Source organism: Pseudomonas sp. PA-7-1E (assembly GCF_021605325.1).
In the GTDB taxonomy this organism is placed as follows: domain Bacteria; phylum Pseudomonadota; class Gammaproteobacteria; order Pseudomonadales; family Pseudomonadaceae; genus Aquipseudomonas; species Aquipseudomonas fluorescens_BV.
In genome coordinates, this window is the sequence record NZ_WKFA01000019.1 from 15,034 (window position 1) to 32,975 (window position 17,942).

General features: G+C 61.6%; 14 protein-coding genes. 6 read left to right on the top strand and 8 right to left on the bottom strand.

The window, feature by feature from the left end; genetic code table 11:
* Window positions 1-63 precede the first annotated feature (63 nt).
* Entirely contained in the window at window positions 64-567 is a 504-nt protein-coding gene (locus GIW79_RS14610; protein WP_003174772.1) for a peptidylprolyl isomerase, read from the top strand.
* Entirely contained in the window at window positions 564-1,313 is a 750-nt protein-coding gene (gene lpxH, locus GIW79_RS14615) for a UDP-2,3-diacylglucosamine diphosphatase (RefSeq protein ID WP_014718941.1), read from the top strand. Before GIW79_RS14610 ends, lpxH begins: the two co-directional genes overlap by 4 nt.
* Before the next feature lie 149 nt (window positions 1,314-1,462).
* On the opposite strand, the gene GIW79_RS14620 is transcribed toward lpxH, so the two are convergent.
* The 7 genes from GIW79_RS14620 to GIW79_RS14650 all read right to left on the bottom strand — a co-directional run bounded on the left by GIW79_RS14620 (window position 1,463) and on the right by GIW79_RS14650 (window position 12,533).
* Window positions 1,463-2,992 (bottom strand): DHA2 family efflux MFS transporter permease subunit, encoded by a 1,530-nt coding sequence (locus tag GIW79_RS14620; RefSeq protein WP_003192178.1) that lies wholly within the window; start codon window positions 2,990-2,992, stop codon window positions 1,463-1,465.
* Complete coding sequence (locus GIW79_RS14625; protein WP_034127907.1) at window positions 2,992-4,191, bottom strand: HlyD family secretion protein; 1,200 nt, start codon at window positions 4,189-4,191, stop codon at window positions 2,992-2,994. The genes GIW79_RS14620 and GIW79_RS14625 overlap by 1 nt, the downstream gene beginning before the upstream one ends.
* A 15-nt stretch (window positions 4,192-4,206) precedes the next feature.
* Window positions 4,207-5,658, bottom strand: a complete 1,452-nt coding sequence (locus GIW79_RS14630; protein ID WP_236454573.1) for an efflux transporter outer membrane subunit — start codon at window positions 5,656-5,658, stop codon at window positions 4,207-4,209.
* Window positions 5,655-6,128: a MarR family winged helix-turn-helix transcriptional regulator gene (locus tag GIW79_RS14635; RefSeq protein WP_014718945.1), complete on the bottom strand. Its 474-nt coding sequence runs from the start codon at window positions 6,126-6,128 to the stop codon at window positions 5,655-5,657. The genes GIW79_RS14630 and GIW79_RS14635 overlap by 4 nt, the downstream gene beginning before the upstream one ends.
* A gap of 276 nt (window positions 6,129-6,404) precedes the next feature.
* The gene (locus GIW79_RS14640; RefSeq protein WP_236454575.1) at window positions 6,405-10,091 is read right to left on the bottom strand and encodes a translocation/assembly module TamB domain-containing protein; all 3,687 of its coding nucleotides are present in this window, start codon (window positions 10,089-10,091) and stop codon (window positions 6,405-6,407) included.
* Entirely contained in the window at window positions 10,091-11,818 is a 1,728-nt protein-coding gene (locus GIW79_RS14645) for an autotransporter assembly complex protein TamA (RefSeq protein WP_236454577.1), read from the bottom strand. Before GIW79_RS14645 ends, GIW79_RS14640 begins: the two co-directional genes overlap by 1 nt.
* A 64-nt stretch (window positions 11,819-11,882) precedes the next feature.
* Entirely contained in the window at window positions 11,883-12,533 is a 651-nt protein-coding gene (locus GIW79_RS14650) for a GNAT family N-acetyltransferase (RefSeq protein WP_034127911.1), read from the bottom strand.
* Between the two features lie 168 nt (window positions 12,534-12,701).
* On the opposite strand from GIW79_RS14650, the gene xthA reads away from it, so the two are divergent.
* Both xthA and GIW79_RS14665 read left to right on the top strand, forming a co-directional pair.
* The gene (gene xthA, locus GIW79_RS14655) at window positions 12,702-13,514 is read left to right on the top strand and encodes an exodeoxyribonuclease III (protein ID WP_236454579.1); all 813 of its coding nucleotides are present in this window, start codon (window positions 12,702-12,704) and stop codon (window positions 13,512-13,514) included.
* 194 nt (window positions 13,515-13,708) lie between these two features.
* Entirely contained in the window at window positions 13,709-15,040 is a 1,332-nt protein-coding gene (locus tag GIW79_RS14665; RefSeq protein WP_236454581.1) for a substrate-binding domain-containing protein, read from the top strand.
* A gap of 131 nt (window positions 15,041-15,171) precedes the next feature.
* Here the strand turns inward: GIW79_RS14665 and GIW79_RS14670 are convergent, their stop codons facing one another.
* Window positions 15,172-16,401 carry an acyl-CoA dehydrogenase gene (locus tag GIW79_RS14670; RefSeq protein ID WP_034127914.1) on the bottom strand — a complete coding sequence of 410 codons (1,230 nt, stop codon included), beginning with the start codon at window positions 16,399-16,401 and terminating at the stop codon, window positions 15,172-15,174.
* Window positions 16,402-16,552: 151 nt separating this feature from the next.
* On the opposite strand from GIW79_RS14670, the gene GIW79_RS14675 reads away from it, so the two are divergent.
* Together GIW79_RS14675 and GIW79_RS14680 are read left to right on the top strand one after the other, a co-directional pair.
* Entirely contained in the window at window positions 16,553-17,482 is a 930-nt protein-coding gene (locus GIW79_RS14675) for a LysR family transcriptional regulator (protein WP_034127915.1), read from the top strand.
* Window positions 17,483-17,535: 53 nt separating this feature from the next.
* On the top strand, window positions 17,536-17,928 hold the full coding sequence (locus tag GIW79_RS14680; RefSeq protein WP_003192195.1) for a MerR family transcriptional regulator: 393 nt from the start codon (window positions 17,536-17,538) through the stop codon (window positions 17,926-17,928).
* The last annotated feature ends 14 nt before the right edge of the window (window positions 17,929-17,942 follow it).

Genomic DNA, 17,942 nt, shown 5'->3' on the forward strand with positions numbered 1-17,942 from the left:
TAGCCAGACAGGTAAGGTGCCCAGGCGCCCACACCCACGAATTCCCTGAAAAGAGTAGCGAACATGACTCAAGTCAAACTGACCACCAACCACGGTGACATCGTTATCGAGCTGAACGCCGAGAAAGCGCCGATCACCGTCGCCAACTTCATCGAATACGTCAAAGCCGGCCACTACGAAAACACTGTTTTCCACCGTGTCATCGGTAACTTCATGATCCAGGGCGGCGGTTTCGAGCCGGGCATGAAAGAGAAGAAAGACAAGCGTCCAAGCATCCAGAACGAAGCGGACAACGGCCTTTCCAACGACAAGTACACCGTCGCCATGGCCCGTACCATGGAGCCGCATTCGGCCTCCGCGCAGTTCTTCATCAACGTCGCCGACAACGCCTTCCTGAACCACAGCGGCAAGAACGTGCAGGGTTGGGGCTACGCGGTGTTCGGTAAAGTCACCGAAGGCACCGATGTTGTCGACAAGATCAAAGGCGTCTCGACCACCTCCAAGGCCGGTCACCAGGACGTTCCAGCCGAAGACGTGATCGTCGAGAAAGCCGAGATCGTTGGGTGATATTGCTGATTTCAGATTTGCATCTGGAAGAGGAGCGCCCGGACATCACCCGGGCGTTTCTGGATCTGCTCCACGGCCGCGCCCGTGGCGCCCAGGCGTTGTACATTCTGGGGGACTTCTTCGAAGCCTGGATTGGCGACGATGGCATGACCCCCTTCCAGCGTTCCATCTGCGCGGCTCTGCGTGAGCTGAGCGACAGCGGCACCCCGATTTTCATCATGCACGGCAACCGTGATTTCCTGATCGGCAAGGCGTTCTGCAAAGCGGCAGGCGCTACCTTGCTCAAGGACCCGACGGTCGTGCAGTTGTATGGCGAGCCAGTGCTGTTGATGCACGGCGACAGCCTCTGCACCCGCGACCTCGGCTATATGAAGCTGCGGCGCATCCTGCGTAACCCGGTTGTACTGTTTATCCTGCGCCACCTGCCCTTGGGCACCCGCCACAAACTGGCGCGCAAGTTGCGCAGTGAGAGCAGCGCTCAAGTGCGCATGAAGGCCAACGACATTGTCGATGTCACCCCTGAAGAAGTGCCACGGGTGATGCAGCAGTTCGGCGTGCGCACCCTGGTCCACGGCCATACCCACCGCCCCGCCATCCATAAGTTGCAGATCGGCGACCAGGCGGCCAAGCGCATTGTGCTGGGGGACTGGGACAAGCAAGGGTGGGCGCTGCAGGTGGATGAGCAAGGATTTCAGCTGGCGGCGTTTGACTTCGTCAACCCGCAGTTGGCGTTGCCTGGCGCCTGAACCTCTGACACAACACCGTTCAACCTGTGGGAGCTGGCTTGCCTGCGATGCAGACACCTCGGTGTATCAGATGCACCGAGGTGATGCTATCGCAGGCAAGCCAGCTCCCACACAAGCCAGCTCCCACAGGGACCGCGCTGACCTTACAATCAGTGCCCCGAAGCCGCAGGCCCAGCCTTCGCCGTGAACGGTGGCTTGGCCAGCCACACCAGCAACATCAAGCCCATGAACATCCACCCCAGCAACGTGAAGTAATCCACGGTGGACATCATGTACGCCTGGCTGGTGAGAATCTGGTCCAGTTGGGTATAGGCCTTCTGCCCTGCCCCACCCAGCGCCTGCAACGCATCGCGGGTGGTCGAGTCGTAGACGGTCATGTTCTCGCTCATGTAGGCATGGTGCTGGTCGGCCCGGCGAATCCAGATCCAGGTTGTCAGCGAGGCCGCGAAGCTGCCGCCCAAGGTGCGCAGGAAGGTCGCAAGCCCCGCGCCGTCGGCAATCTGGTGCGGCGGCAGGTCGGACATGAGGATGCTCAAGGTAGGCATGAAGAACAGCGCCACGCCGATGCCCATGAACAGCTGCACCATGGCGATGTGGGTGAAGTCCACTTCGTTGGTGAAACCGGCGCGCATGAAGCAGCTCAAGCCAATCGCCAGGAACGCCAGGCCCGCCAGCAGGCGCAGGTCGAACTTGTGCGCGTACTTGCCCACGAACGGCGACATCAGCACCGGCAAAATGCCGATCGGCGCCACCGCCAGCCCGGCCCAGGTGGCGGTGTAGCCCATCTGGGTTTGCAGCCACTGCGGCAGGATCAGGTTGATGCCGAAAAAGCCCGCATAACCCAGGATCAACACGATGGTGCCGATCCGGAAGTTACGGTGCGCGAACAGTCGCAGGTTGACCACCGGGTGCTTGTCGGTCATCTCCCAGATCACGAACACCGCCAGGGCAATCACCGAAATGGCCGCACCAATGATGATGAAGTTGGACTCGAACCAGTCCAGGTCATTGCCCTTGTCGAGGATGATCTGCAAGGCGCCCACACCGACGATCAGGCTCAGCAGCCCAACGTAGTCCATCGGCTGGTAACTGGTGACCACCGGGCGCTTTTTCAGCTGCGCACGCACCACCATCACCGCGAAGATACCGATGGGCACGTTGATGAAAAAGATCCACGGCCAGCTGTAGCTGTCGGTGATCCAGCCGCCGAGGATGGGCCCGGCAATCGGCGCGACCACCGTGACCATCGCCAATAACGCCAGGGCCATGCCGCGCTTGGCCGGCGGGTAGACTGCAATCAACAAGGTTTGGGTCATCGGATACAACGGCCCGGCGACCAAGCCTTGCAGCACCCGAAAGCCGATCAGCTCAGGCATCGAGGTAGAGATACCGCACAGGAACGACGCCAGCACGAACAGCAGGGTCGCCCACAAGAACAGTTTCACCTCGCCAAAGCGCCGGCTCAACCAACCGGTGAGCGGCAAGGCGATGGCGTTGCTCACCGCAAACGAAGTGATCACCCAGGTGCCCTGCTCCGAACTCACCCCCAGGTTGCCGGAGATAGTCGGCAACGCCACGTTGGCGATGGTGGTGTCGAGCACCTGCATAAAGGTCGCCAGCGACAGGCCAATAGTGGCCATCAACAGGCTGGGTGGCGTGAACGAGGCGTTATTGCTCATCAGCGTTGCGCAGCCTTGGGAGCGGCGACGCTGTTGTCATGGATCAACTGGTTGATCATGGCATCGGCCTCGGCCAATTGGCGGTCATACACGTTGGTGGTGAACGAGGCTTTTTGCGGCGCCTGTTGCGCCAGCACCGGGCCGCTCTGGTCGTGCAGGTCTACGTTGACCACGGTGCTCAAGCCCACTCGCAGCGGGTGTTTGGCCAGCTCTTCGGCGTTGATATGGATGCGCACCGGTACCCGCTGCACGATCTTGATCCAGTTGCCGGTGGCGTTCTGCGCGGGCAGCAAGGCGAACGCGCTGCCCGTGCCGGCGCCAAGGCTGTCGACGGTGCCGCTGTACTTGACGTCGCTGCCGTAGATGTCCGACTCGATATCCACCGGCTGGCCGATGCGCATATCCCGCAGTTGGGTTTCCTTGAAGTTGGCGTCGATCCACAGCTGGTCCAGCGGGATCACCGCCATCAGCGCGGTGCCCGGTTGGACGCGCTGGCCCAGTTGCACGGTGCGCTTGGCCACATAGCCGGTGACCGGCGCGATCAAGGTGCTGCGCGCATTGGTCAGGTACGCCTGGCGCAGTTGCGCGGCGGCCGCTTGCACATCGGGGTGGGACGAAATCACGGTGTCATCCACCAGGGCATTGGTGGTTTTCAGTTGTTGCTCAAGGTTGGTCAAGGCGTTCTTGGCGGCGGTCAGGCTGTCGCGAGCGTGAGACAGTTCTTCCTGGGAAATCGCGCCGCCCTGGGCCAGGGTCTTGCGGCGGTTGTAGTTGTCCTGGGCGGTTTGCACATCGGCTTTCTGCGCATTGACCTGGGCTTTCATGCCATCGACGTTGCTGTACAGGCCGCGTACTTGGCGCACGGTGCGGGCCAGGTTGGCCTGGGCACTCTGCAGGCCGACGGCGGCGTCGTTGGGGTCGAAGTTGATCAGCACCTGGCCTTCATGGACCAGGTCGCCATCGTCGGCGCCAATGCTGACCACGGTGCCGGTGACCAGCGGGGTGATTTCCACCACGTTGCCGTTCACATAGGCGTCGTCGGTGCTTTCATTGAAGCGCCCGTAGAACTCATACCAGGCCCACACGCCCACCACACTCAGGATGACGATCAGCGCCAGGCCGATCAGCATCACTTTGCGTTTGCGGGGGTTGGTGTCTTTGGGTTGTTCGGTTGCGTTGTTGCTGTCGGCAGTGGCCATGACAAATACCTCAAATTATTCCGTGCGTGTAGCTGGGGTGGTCGCGGCCACGCTGTTGACGTGGTACCCGCCACCCAGGGCCTGCATCAATTGAATCGACAGGTCGATCTGCGCCGCATTCAGGGTGGCCAGCTGACGCTGGGCCTGTAGCAGTTGCTGCTCGATGCTGAGCACATCCAGGTAGTTACCGATGCCTGAGCTGTAGCGTTGCACCCCGGTGTCGTAGGACTGTTGCGCGATGTCGGCGGCATGTTGCTGGGCCTGGATCTGCCGCCCGGTGTCACGCAGTTGGGACAGGCTGTTGCCGATATCGCCCAAGGCTTGCACCAGGGTTTTGTTGTACTGGGCCACGGCCAGGTCGTAGTCGGCGTCGCGGGCATCGAGATCAGCACGCAGACGGCCGCCGTCAAAGATCGGCAGCGAAATCGTCGGCGCAATGTTGAAGAAGCGGCTGGCCGAACCGAACATCGCATCGCCCAGCAACGACTCGGCACCTGCGCTCGCGCTCAGGTTGAGGTTGGGGTAGAAGCGGGTCTTGCTGGCAGCGATGTTCTTGCTCGCGGCCTCTACGCGCCAACGTGCGGCGACCAGGTCCGGGCGACGGCCAAGCAACTCGGCAGGCAACACCGCCGGCACGGCCACGGCGCTGGGTTTGAGCACCGCTGGGCGCGCCAACTCGTCACCGCGGTCCGGGCCTTTGCCGAGCAACACAGCCAACGCGATCTTGGCGCTTTGCAGTTGTTTTTCCGCGTCAATCAGTTGCGACTGAGAGCTGGCTTCCAGGCTCTCGGTCTGCTGGAACTGGTACTCGCTGTCGATACCGGAACTCAGGCGGCGCTTGCTCAGGTCGAGCATCTGGCGGGTACGCTTGAGGTCATCCACGGCCAGGTCACGCACGATATGGGCCTGGCCCAGGTCGCTGTAGGCCTTGGCCACGTTCGCGGCCAGTGTCAGGCGCGCGGCCTGCTGGTCGACTTCGGCAGCACGGGCCTCGCCCAACGCCGCTTCCCAGGCGGCGCGCTGGCCGCCCCACAGGTCGAAGTTGTAGTTGAAACTGGCGCCGATGTTGCGCACCGTCGAATAGGCATCGCCCTGCCCGCGTGGGTCCTGGTCCTTGGCCAGGCGCGAACGGCTCACGCCGGCGCTGGCATCCACGGTCGGCATACGCGCGGCGTTGGCGGCATAGGCGGCGGCTTCGGCCTGATGCGCACGAGCGTCGGCCACTTGCATGTCGGGGCTGTTTTGCAGGGCTTCCTGGATCAGGCCGTCAAGCTGTGGGTCGCCCAGGCTTTTCCACCAGTCGGGGGCCGGCCAGGCGGCGCTCGACAGCGTCACGCCGCTGAGGGATTTACCGGTGTGCAAGGTATTGGCGTCGAGGCGCTGGCCCTGGGTGTCGAGGCCGCTGTAATTGGCGCAACCGGCCAACGTCATCGCCGCCAGCACCAGGCTGAGTGCGCGAGTGTTCATGATCTACCTACCCGCTGGATCGTAATGGGGTCACCCGCAGCGATCAGCATTTTCTTCAGGATCCGCTCCAGGGTTTCCAGCTCGCCCGGCTCAAGCACACCGGCCAACTGGTTGAGAGCCTTGGCGCCGATGTGCGGCAGCATGTCCGCCAGGCGCTGGCCCTCGGCGGTCAGCACCAACTGCACCTGGCGGCGATCCAGCTCGGAGCGCTTGCGGCTGAGCAAGTCTTTTTGCTCCAGACGGTCGAGCATGCGCGTCATCGAACCGCTATCCAGGGATAGGTTGCGGCACAGCTCCGCCGGGGTATCGACGCCGAACTGGGCCATGATGATCAACACCTTGAACTGCGCGGCGGTGATGCCGTGGGGTTCCATATGGGTGTCGATGATGCGGTCCTTGAGGATCGCGGCGCGGCCCAGCAACAGCCCGAGGTGGCAGTTGTGAAAGTTGTCAGGGGTGAAGTGAGGCATCGAAAGTCACCTTATTACTGCCTAGGCAGTGAATGTGTGACGAGATGTTACTGCTTAGGCAGCGAATGTCAAATGGAATAATTAGGTTGCTTGGTAGTTGAGTAACTTAGAGCCTTGGACAGCAATCAAATCAGCGAGAGTCCAGTTAAGGCTTTTTGTAGGAGCGAGCTTGCTCGCGAAAAAACTCACGGGCACCGCGTGCATTCAGGATGCACGCGTTATCGTTGACGTTTTTCGCGAGCAAGCTCGCTCCTACATTTTTTGATCGGGCAAGGTTTAGAAATCGCGCTTGTAGAAGATATCCAGGGAACTCGCTACGCCCGTGGCCACTTCCAAGTACACCTTCTTGCTCAGCAGGTAGCGCAAGGCAATGGTGTTAGCCGGCTCGAACACCCCTACCCCATAACGCAAGCTGAGCTTCTCGTTGATCTTGCCGCTGGCCACCACGGCGGTGCTGTTACCCGTACCCTGGGTGTCCAGATCAAAATCCTGAATCCCCAGCTTATTGGCAATATCCGAAGTCACGCCAGCGCTGCCCATCAAGCCCAGGCCCAGGGCGGCTTCGGCGAGCATGTTGTTGTCTTCGCCAGTGTTGGTGCGCGAACGGCCCAGCACCAGGTATGACAACGCATCTTCCTGGGCCATGGCCGGCTCGGAAAAGATCTGCGTGGTGGGTTGTTCGGCGCTGCCGCTCAGGCGGATACCTGCGGTGACCGTGCGGCTGGATTCGGTAACGATGCGCACCGCTTCGATATCCAGGAACGGCTGGTCCAAGGGCCCCGCGAACAACAGGCGTGCGCGGCGCACATTGAGGCGCTGGCCGTAGGCACGGTAGCGGCCGTCGTTGAGCCACAGCTCACCACGGGTGTCCATGTTGTCGCCGATATGCACATGGCCCTGAACCTTGGCGGTGAGGCCGAAGCCGGCGAAGTTGAGCTGGTCCTCACCCACTTCCACGTCGATATCCATGGCCATGGCCATCGGCGCTTTGCCCTCTTCGGTCTGGCTGCCGATGATCACGGTGTCGTCGGACACCTTGACCGTCGAAGGCGGCAGTTCGCGCACGGTGATGTCGCCACGGGGGATGTGGACTTTACCGGCAATCGCCAGTTTGTCGTCCTTGAGGCTGATCTTCAGGTCGGGGGCCACTTCCAGCTTGGCGTAGGGCTCCACGGTGACCGGCAGTTGCGAGCCTTTGAGGCTGAGGTCGACCACCAGGGCACGGCCCCAGTCGATCTGCCCCGTGAGGCTGCCCTGCCCGGCCTTGCCGCTGCGCCAGCCACCGTTGAGCTGCACGCTTTCACCGGCGATCTGCGCCTGCAGGTTCAGGCCCTCGAGGCTGATGGGCAACTCCGGCCCGGAGACTTCACCGTCCACCAGGTTCAAGTTGCCGTTGACCTGCGGCGTGAGCAACCCGCCGGAGATGCGGCCGCTGCCGTTGAGCTTGCCGGTGAGTTTTTCAACCATTGGCACAAAGGGCCGCGCCACGGCGAGGTCCAGGCCAGTAAGGCTGAAGTTGCCGGTGATTGGCTTGTTGTTTGGCAGCGGGTTGATCTGCGCCTGCAACAGCAACTCGCCGAGCTTGCCGCCATGAAAGTTGAGCTGAGTGTCGATGCGCTTGGGATTGAGGGTGGTTTCCAGCTTCAGGGTGTCGTAGGGGAAATCCAGCCACTGGCCCTTGTCGCGCACGCGCAGGGTGCCGCCACTGGCGTCCACCGCGACCACACCTTTTGGGCCGCTCTGGGGCAGGTCCAGTTGCACATCGGCGTTGAGCCTGCCCTGCCAGGCGAAGTCTTTGGGCAAGAACCCCGCGAGGCTGTCGAGGGGGAATTGCTTGAGGTGGTAACGCAACTTCGGCTCGGGCATCAGGCGCTGGTCTTCCCCACACAGGCTGGCGCCACCGGAGACCCAGCAGTGCGCACCGAAGGTCAGCTTGCCATCGGCCAGGCGTTCGATCTTCGCCGGGGCTTGCAGCCGCCAGTCTTGGCCACCGGCTTGCACGTCGCCACTGGCCAGGCGCCCGCGCCAGTTGTCTTTGTCAAGGTTACCATCCAGGGCCAGGGCCAGTTTGACCAGCGGGCCAGTCAGCGCCAGCTGGACTTTCTGGTTCTTGATATCGCCTTGGGCGCTGGCGGTGAGGTTGCCGACTTGCGTCTCGCCGCTTTGAATGCCGTTGGCCTTGAGGTCGAGCTTGGCGCGCTGGGCGCTATCAAGGTTGGCGTCCAGGTTGAGGGTTTGCAGACGGTTGTCGGCAAAGGCCAGTTGCTGACCCTTGAGGTCGAGCTTGCCTTGAGGGGCTTTCAAGGTGCCAGCCACTTCGACACGCCCGTTGACTTGCCCACGCAGTTGCGGCCAGAGCTGGGCCAGGCGCGCCAGCTTGATGTCGATCTGCCCGGCCAGACGCTGTTGCAGGCTGCCGCTGCCATTGATGCGGTTGTCGCCCAGGCGGATGTCCAGGTTGGCGAGGGTCCATTGTTCGCCGGCGCCTTCGGCCTTGGCCGCCAGCACAGCGGTTTGCCCGCGCAGGCGGCCCTTGAGGTCGAGGTCAGCGTTGAGCTTGAGTTGTTCGTTCTTGAACTCACCTTTGCTGCGCAGCGGCCCGGCCAGGGTGCCGGGCAACTCTGCGACCCAGTAGGCAGGGTTCAGCGCCGACAGATCCAGCGCAGTGTCCCAGGCAATGCCGTCGGCAAATTGCAGGTTCAGGTGGCCTTCGGCCTTGCCTTGGCCGGCACTCAGTTTCAGCTCAGGCAGGAAGACCTGCTTGAGGTCGCCACTGAAGGGGGTGACCACATTGAACTTGCCCGCCGGGCCGTCGAGGTCGGCCTTGAGATTGCCCAGGTAGTTGCCGTCTTTATAGGAGATTTCACCGTTGAAGGTGCGCAAGGCCACTTGCGGTTCGTCAATGACCGGATAGAGGCGATGCCAGGGGAAGTCCAGCCAGTCGATCTTGGCGTCCGCGCTGAAGCCTTGTTGCCAGTCCAGGTTGGCACTGAGCTTGAGGCTTTGCTTGTCGCCGGCCGTCAGGTCCAGGCCGGCAATCTGTGCACCCTTGGCGTCAACCTTGCCCTTGAGCAGTAAATCCACCGGGCCGTTTTCGGCCGGTAGCACGGCCTTGCCCAGCAACTGGTAGCCATTGCTCAGGTCGCCTTTAGCGTTCAAGTCCAGTTGGTTGAGTTGCAGGGTATCGGGCAGGTCTGCGCTGGGTTTGAACGACTCGGAGGTGATGTGCACCTGCGCCGGCAGGTTTTCCACCAGGGGTTGCAGCTCACCAGTGAGCTTGGCCGGCAGATAGCCGCTGCTGTCGGCGTCGAGCTTGAGGGTCTTGAGCAAGTCGCCGTCGAGCTTGAGAGCAACGCGCCAGGGCGCGCCGCCCGGCGCATAGGGCAAGCTCAGGTTACCGGTGGCATTCAACGGCCAATCGCCGCTGGGTTGCAGCAGACCGGCGAGGTCCAGTACCAGATCGTCGCGCTGCAGATGCACCGAGTCGATCTGCAGGCCGGCGGTAGTCCAGTGCGCCACCAGTTGCAGGCCCTTGAGTTCTTCATTGCCGTTGAACAGCAGGCTGCCAATGCGAACATCGCCCAACTGGAGCGAAACCGGCAGCTTCAGGTCGGGCAGTTGAATCGGCCCGCTGTCGCTCTCTTCGGCACTGGGGGCGAATTCCAGGCTGACCTGTTCCACATCCAGTCGGTTGATGCACAGGGTCATGCGCAGCAGGCAGCCGGGTGACCAGTCAAACGTCGGTGCATTCAGCTCGACGCGGCTGCCATCCTGCTGCCACAGCAAATGATCGGCACTCCACTGCCCGCCCAGGCGCCCCTGGAAATTTTCCACGCTCAAACCTGGTACCTGGCCCAAGGCCCAGCGACTGCCCGCCTGGGTGCCAAGCACTGACCACAGCGCCAACAACAGCAAGACGAGGATGGCAACCAACGCCAGCCCCGCTATTTTCAAACCACGCATCACAGCTCAGGCCCCATGGAAAAGTGCAAGCGAACGCCGCCCGGATCTTCGAGGGCATGGGCCAGGTCGAGGCGAATCGGCCCCACCGGCGATACCCAGCGCACGCCGACGCCCACGCCGGTTTTCAGGCTCGGCAGGTCGAGGTTGTTGAACGAGTTGCCCTGGTCGATAAAAGTCGCGATACGCCATTTGTCGGTGATGGAATATTGATACTCAGCGCTCAGGGCCACCATGTAGCGGCCGCCGATGCGGTCGCCGCGATCGTTCTCGGGCGATAGCGTCTGGTACTCGTAGCCGCGCACGCTCTGGTCACCCCCGGCGAAGAAGCGCAAGGAAGGAGGCACGGATTTGTAGCCATTGGTGGCACTGCCGCCAAATTGCGCACGACCCAGGAAGCGGTGGTTGTCCCACAAGGTGGTGAGGCCCTTGACCGTCGCTGTGCCGTAAAGCAGGTTGGTGTCGGACCCAAGGCCCTCTTTGGCGACCTTGGTGTCGAACATCAGGCGGTAGCCATGGTGCGGGTCGATACGGTTATCACTGCGCAAGTAGGAATAACTCACGCCAGGCATCAGCAGGTTACTCAGACCCGAGTCATTGCCCAGGCGATATTCTTCGCGTTGGTACTTGAGGGAGATCACCCGCGTCCAGCCACTGGGCAACTTGCTGTGCCATTCGGGGCCGATGGTGAGCAGCTTGCTCAGGGTGTCGGTGTTGGCGATCTCTTCATTCTGGTAGCCGCCGGCAAAGCGCAACTTGTCAGTGAGCGGCGGGTCGAGCGGGATGTCGTACCACAACCCGACGTTCTGCCGTGGCGCCGACAGTTCAGCTTCCCAGCCATAACTGTGGCCCTGTGGGTTGACCCAATGGCGCGTCCAGTTGGCTTTGCCCCGTGGGCCGACGTCAGTGGAATAACCCAGGCCCAGGCCCATGGTGCGCGGCTTGCGGGTGTCCAGTTGCACCGCCACCGGGATCACATCATCGGTGGCGGCGGTGGGGCTGGCGTCGACGCGCACGCCTTCGAAGAAGCCACTGGCTTGCAGGTTCTGGTTGAGTTCGGCGACCAGTTCGGAGTCATAGGGTGTGCCGGGCCTGAACGGCACCATGCGCTGCAACAGCTCTTCATCAAAGGGCGTGTCGCCGGTGAAGCTGACCTTGCCCATGCTGTAGCGTGGGCCGCTGTCGTAAATGAGTTCGATGTCGGCCACGCCCGCTTGAGGGTCTATGGCAAGTTTCTGGCTGGTGAAGCGCCCGCTGAAAAACCCGTAGCGCGAGGCCTGGTTCTGGATCAGGCGCTTGGCGTCTTCGTAATGGCCGTGATTGAGCACGGCGCCGGGCCTGAGGTCGTCGCTGGCGGGCACGCGAAACGCCTTGAGGCTCGCAGCCTGGCCATCGACCCTTATGGTGACGTCGCGCAAGTGCACCGGTTCGCCGGGGTCGATGGTGAGGGTCAGGCGCGGGTTCTTGCCGCCCTTCACCTCGCTGTTGATTTGTGGCTGATAGTAGCCCAGGGCCTGCGCGGCTTTGCGCGCCTGCTCCTCGGCGCCACGGCTGAACCGCAGCAAGGCTTCTTCATCACGATCGCCCACACCGCCGATGTAGCCTTCGATGTTGGCTTTCAGCGCGTCGTTCGAGGGTTTGATCCGCACGTCCAGTTCGCTTTGCGCCAATGCGCCGCAGCTCGTGAACAGCAGAATCAAGCCGCTGGTAAATCTTCCTGGAAACTTCATAGGCGCGGATGCTACACGAGCGAGAGAGGAACTATGAACCCGGATTCTTCTGAATAATTCTGTCTCAAGCCGTTGCAGGATGTAACGCCTGGGGATTGGGATGGAAAAACACATGCTCGCGCACCGGCCCTACGGCGACTTCGCCGATTTCCTCATAGCCCTGTCGCTTATAGAAATCCAAATAACGGGAGTTACCGGTGTCGAGCACCACGCCGGATGAATGCGGGTCGTCGGCACACCAATTGTGTACCGCTTCCAGCAACTGCTCACCATGGTGCTTGCCCTGGAACTGCGGGTGAATGCCCAGCAGCGGCAGCACATGCACAGACGTGTTGGGCAGGCACGCCATGACGGCATGATGGTATTCCAGGTAACGCCGCGTACCGCGCACGCCGGTGCTCAGCCACATGCGGATTTGCCAGGCCCAGCTTTCGGTGATGCCCAGGCGCCGCTGGGGCGGTGCAATCAGGGCAATGCCGATCAGCCGGTCGTTGACGAACAGGCCGATGGCCGGGAGTTTCTGGAAAAAATGCTGCTTGACCAGTTCGCGCACAGTGGCACGTACTCGCTGCTCATAGCCCGCCCGCTCGGCTTCGAAGATATAGGCAAAGGTCGGCTCATGGCGATACGCCTGGTACAGCAGGGATCGCGCTTCACGGGAGTAGCCGCTATTGAGCAGGCGGATTTCGGCAGTGGCCGTCGAAGTGTCTGGCATAACAGTCAATCTCCCTGGGCGCCACTCAAACATGGCGTTCTTATGGGTACGAACCTGCACAGCTCCAGTCGTTCCCAGACATTAGCAGCGCATTCATCCTGCCGCCACGCTGGCCCCCATCCGACTTGTCGGCTAGCATCGCCCTTTTGCCAGACTGGACTGCCGACCATGAAAATCGTCTCCTTCAATATCAACGGGCTGCGTGCTCGCCCTCATCAGTTGGCGGCGCTGATTGAAAAGCATCAACCGGACGTGATCGGTTTGCAGGAAACCAAGGTCCACGATGATCAGTTCCCGTTGGCCGAAGTGCAGGCCCTGGGTTATCACGTGTACTACCACGGGCAGAAAGGCCACTACGGCGTGGCCCTGCTCTCGCGCCAGCCGGCCTTGAGCATGCACAAAGGTTTTGCCAGCGATGAAGAAGACGCCCAACGCCGGTTTATCTGGGGCACCTTCGCCGATGAAAACGGCCACCCAGTGACCATCATGAACGGCTACTTCCCCCAAGGCGAAAGCCGCGACCACCCAACCAAGTTCCCGGCCAAGCAGCGCTTCTATGAAGACTTGCAGCAATTGCTGGAAAGCCAGTTCAGCAATGACCAGGCGCTGGTGGTGATGGGCGACGTGAACATTTCCCCAGAGGACTGCGACATCGGCATCGGCGCCGACAACGCCAAGCGCTGGCTGAAAACCGGCAAGTGCAGCTTCCTGCCGGAAGAACGCGAGTGGATGGCACGCTTGAAGAACTGGGGCCTGGTGGACAGCTTCCGCCACCTCAACCCGGATGTGACCGACCGCTTCAGCTGGTTCGATTACCGCAGCCGTGGCTTTGAGGACGAGCCCAAGCGCGGGCTGCGCATCGACGTGATCTTGGCGTCCACCGGGTTGGTGCCTCGGGTCAAGGACACGGGGGTGGACTATGATTTGCGTGGGCTGGAGAAACCGTCGGACCATGCGCCGATCTGGTTGGAACTGAGCTGATTGTAGGAGCGAGCTTGCTCGCGAAGAACTTGAGGGCGCCGCGTTTATTCAGGAAGCCCGCGTTATCGTTGACGTTTTTCGCGAGCAAGCTCGCTCCTACAGGAGATCAGGGGTGCCAGCCCCGTGTCGGTCATATGGCTGCAATCCGACTGACTTAATCTCCCGGCACTCCCTTGGCTTGAGAAGGTGCCGGCATGATGCTGCGCGTTCTGTTCCTGTGTTTTGCAATCGCATTCCCCGCCGTGGCGGCCCCTCTGTCCATTCCCGACCAAGGCCCGGCCCTGCGCATCCAGGGCTCCAACACCATCGGCGCGGCACTCGGCCCGGCGCTGGTCAAAGGCTTGATGGAGTATCAGGGCTTGCAGGATGTGCGTGCTGAACCGGGTGCCGGGGTGAATGAGCAGCGCGTGGTCGGCAAGACACGCCAAGGCCAGACGGTCGCCATCGAGGTGGCGGCCCACGGTTCCAGCACCGGCTTTGCGGCGCTGAAAAACAATCGCGCCGACCTCGCCGCCGCGTACCGCCCGATCAATGACAGCGAGCTGGTGGACCTCGACCCCCTGGGGGACTTGAAAACCCCAGGCGCCGAGCATGTGATCGCCATTGATGGCCTGGCAATCATCGTCAACCCGCGCAACCCGCTCAATAGCCTCAACACCGAGCAATTGGCGCAAATCTTCAACGGCGAGGTCAGCACCTGGGAGGCACTGGGAGGTACAGGCGGGACCATTCATTTATATGCCCGGGATGATCAATCCGGCACCTTCGACACCTTCCGGGAACTGGTGCTGAGCCGCCGCGGCCAACCGCTCGCGCCGTTGGCCAAGCGCTTTGAATCCAGCGAACAGCTTTCCGATGCGGTGAGCCAGGACCCCCAGGGCATCGGTTTTATTGGCCTGCCCTCTGTGCGCCAGGCCAAGGCGGTGGCGATTGTCGACGGCGACTCGCAACCGATGTTGCCGCTGACCAGCCTGATCGCCACCGAGGATTACCCGCTGTCACGTCGGCTGTTCTTCTACTTGCCGCCCTCTTCCCGCAACCCATGGGCCAAGGCGTTGGTGGAGTTTACCCAAGGCAGCAAGGGCCAGGCGATTGTGGCTGCCAATGGCTTCATCGCCCAGCAGGTGCAAGCGATCGGTGTGGCGCCGCGCCCGTCGATGCCCGACGATTACCAGGCCATCGCCCGAGACGCTCAGCGCCTGACGGTGAATTTTCGCTTCGACGAGGGCAGCGCCAGCCTCGACAATAAGGCGCGCCAGGATGTGCAGCGGGTGGTCGCCTATATCAGAAGCCACGGCAAGCTGAATAAACAGGTGACGCTGGTGGGGTTTGGCGACACCAAGAATGATCCGCAACGTGCGGCGCTGCTATCGAAGTTGCGGGCGATGGCAGTGCGCCGAGAGCTGGTCAAGAGCGGCGTGGTGCTCAAGGATATTCGCGGGTTTGGCGCGCAGATGCCGGTGGCGGCCAATACTGCGGATGAAGGCCGGATCAAGAATCGGCGAGTGGAGGTTTGGGTGTACTGAAGATCATTGAAGATCGTTCCCACGCTCCGCGTGGGAATGCCGCTCTGGACGCTCCGCGTCCGCTCTTGAAAGGGTGACGCAGAGCGTCACGGGAGGCGCTCCCACGCAGAGCGTGGGAACGATCATCAGTGTTACTGCCCGCCGCGCATCAATTCCCGAGGCACATATTTGCCAATCTCGAACTTGCCAATCGCCGCACGGTGCACTTCGTCCGGGCCGTCCGCCAGGCGCAGGGTGCGTTGCATGGCGTACATATAGGCCAGCGGAAAATCATTGGACACCCCGGCACCGCCGTGCATCTGGATCGCGCGGTCGATGACCTTCAAGGCCACATTCGGTGCCACCACCTTGATCTGGGCGATTTCGCTTTTCGCCACTTTGTTACCCACGGTGTCCATCATGTACGCCGCTTTCAAGGTCAGCAGGCGGGCCATGTCAATTTCCATGCGTGAGTCGGCGATCTTGTCGATATTGCCGCCCAAACGCGCCAAAGGCTTGCCGAAGGCAGTGCGGCTGACCGAGCGTTTGCACATCAACTCCAATGCGCGTTCGGCCATACCGACCGAACGCATGCAGTGGTGGATGCGGCCTGGGCCAAGGCGCCCCTGGGCGATCTCGAAGCCACGGCCTTCGCCCAGCAACACGTTTTCATAAGGCACACGCACATTGTCGAACAGCACTTCGGCATGGCCGTGGGGCGCATCGTCGTAGCCGAATACCGGCAGCGGCCGCAGGATTTTCACGCCTGGGGTATCGACCGGCACCAGGATCATCGAGTGCTGCTGGTGACGCGGCGCATCGGGGTTGCTCAGGCCCATGAAGATCAGGATCTTGCAGCGCGGGTCGCAGGCGCCGGAGGTCCACCACTTTTTGCCGTTGATCACCCACTCGTCGCCCTGGCGTTCGGCGCGGGCGGCCATGTTGGTGGCGTCCGAGGACGCCACATCCGGTTCGGTCATGGCAAAAGCCGAGCGAATCTCGCCGCGCAGCAAGGGTTCGAGCCAGCGCTGTTTCTGTTCTTCGTTGGCGTAGCGCACCAGCACTTCCATATTGCCGGTGTCGGGAGCGGAGCAGTTGAATGGCTCCGGGCCGAGCAACGAGCGGCCCATGATTTCCGCCAAGGGTGCGTATTCAAGGTTGGTCAGGCCAGCGCCCAGTTCGGATTCCGGCAGAAACAGGTTCCACAAGCCCTCGGCCTTCGCCTTGGCCTTGAGTTCTTCCATGATCGCCGTGGGCTGCCAGCGATCACCTTCGCTGACTTGGCGTTCGAACACCGGTTCGGCCGGGTAGACATAAGCGTCCATGAACGCAGTGACGCGTTCACGCAGTTCCTGAACCTTGGGCGAATAGGCGAAATCCATGAGCAGCTCCCTTCTTTGAGAGGTTGTTTAGGTCATGCATTCGATGCTAGAACAGCGCTGATAATTTACCTAGCCTATTCTCGCCGTGTATTAACATTCATCACCGATATATGATCGGTGTATGAGCACCTCACAATAAGAGCGCAACGAAATGAATCTGAGCAAGGTCGACCTCAACCTCTTTATTGTCTTCGACGCGATTTATACCGAAGCCAACCTGACCCGCGCCGGCCAGATCGTGGGTATCACCCAGCCGGCGGTGTCCAACGCCCTGGCGCGGTTGCGCGAGACCTTCAACGACCCGCTGTTCGTGCGTACCGCCCAAGGCATGGTGCCCACGCCCATGGCGCAAAACATCATCGGCCCGGTGCGCAATGCGTTGTCGTTGCTGCGCGTGTCCGTGCAGGAAAGCCGCATCTTCAACCCGCAGCAGGCGGCCAAGACCTACCGTATCAGCATGACCGACCTGACCGAGGCCGTGATCCTGCCGCTGCTGTTCCAGCGCCTGCGTCGCCTGGCGCCTACCGTGATGATCGAGAGTTTCCTGTCCAAACGTCGCGAAACCACCAAGGAACTGGCCGCCGGGCGCCTGGATTTTGCCGTGGATGCGCCGCTCAATACCGACCCGCAGGTGCGTCACGTCAAGCTGATGGAAGACCGCTACGTGTGCGCCATGCGCAAGGGCCACCCGATGGCGGGCAAGGATAAATTCACCCTGGATGATTACCTGTCGCTGACCCATATCCATATCTCCAGCCGCCGCAACGGTTTGGGCTATGTGGACCTGGCCTTGGGCAAGATGGGCATTCAACGCAAGATCGCCCTGCGTTCCCAGCACTACCTGATGGCCTATCAGGTGTTGCAACAGACCGACATGGTGATGACCGTGCCCGAGCGTTTCGCCCGTCGTCATGAACTGCACTGGTTCCAACTGCCAGTCAACAGCGTGCCGCCGCTGGAAACCCATTTGTACTGGCACGAAAGCACCGACCAGGACCCGGCGAACCGCTGGATGCGTGAACAGATGATCGAGTTGTGCCAGCAGGTGACGGCCCAGGAAAAGAAAGCCCAGCAGCCTTGACGTTTACGTCAACCTGCAATTAGCTTAGCGCCAAGACTTCCTTGAGCACCGCCATGAGCACCACCTACAGCATCTCCGACCTCGCCCGCGAGCTCGACATCACCACCCGCGCCATTCGTTTCTATGAAGAACAAGGCCTGCTGGCCCCGGAACGTCGGGGCCAGGAGCGCATTTACTCGGCGCGGGACAAGGTCAGCCTCAAGCTGATCCTGCGTGGCAAGCGCATCGGCTTCTCCCTGGCCGAATGCCGCGAACTGATCGAACTCTACGACCCCACCGGCGGCAACCAGATCCAACTCAACAGCATGCTGGCCAAGATCGCCGAGCGCCGTGAACAGTTGGAACAGCAACTGCTGGATATCGAACAGATGAAGCTGGAACTGGACACCGCTGAAGAGCGTTGCACCCAGGCCCTGGCGCAGACCATCAGCCAAGCCGGCCATTGACCAGAAGGTAACTG